This window comes from Mycobacterium sp. NGS17 (assembly GCF_059813205.1).
The window spans coordinates 1-548 of record NZ_JCALED010000039.1; the positions used below are offsets into that span (position 1 = coordinate 1).

Consider the following 548-nt stretch of genomic DNA (forward strand, 5'->3'; position numbering starts at 1 on the left):
TGGCCCACATCATCTACACCTCGGGCACCACCGGGATCCCCAAGGGGGTGACGGTCACCCACCACAACGTCACCCAACTCTTCGATGCCCTCGATGTCGGTGTGGAGCTGACAGCTGAACAGGTGTGGACGCAGTTTCACTCCTATGCTTTTGACTTTTCGGTGTGGGAGATCTGGGGGGCGCTGCTGCACGGTGGGCGTCTGGTGGTGGTGCCCGACGAGGTCACCCGCTCCCCGCAGGATTTCCACGACCTGCTGACCGCCGAGGGGGTCACGGTGTTGACCCAAACCCCCTCAGCGGTGGGGATGTTGTCCCCGCAGGGGCTGGACGCGGCGTTGGTGATCGGTGCTGAGCCGTGCCCGCCCGAGCTGGTGAATCGGTGGGCGCCGGGGCGGGTGATGGTCAATGTCTACGGCCCCACCGAAACCACGATGTGGGCGTCCAAGAGCCTGCCGCTGGTGGCCGGGTCGGGGGCCCCGCCGATCGGGTCGCCAATCGCACGGGCGGCCTTTTTCGTCCTTGATGGGTGGTTGCGCCCGGTGCCGCTC

General features: G+C 66.6%; 1 protein-coding gene. It reads left to right on the forward strand.

All coding sequences use genetic code 11. The features are described 5' to 3' along the window. The coding region (locus AC5Y7E_RS24250) for an AMP-binding protein (protein ID WP_499950954.1) at positions 1-548 on the forward strand (548 nt) is incomplete at both ends.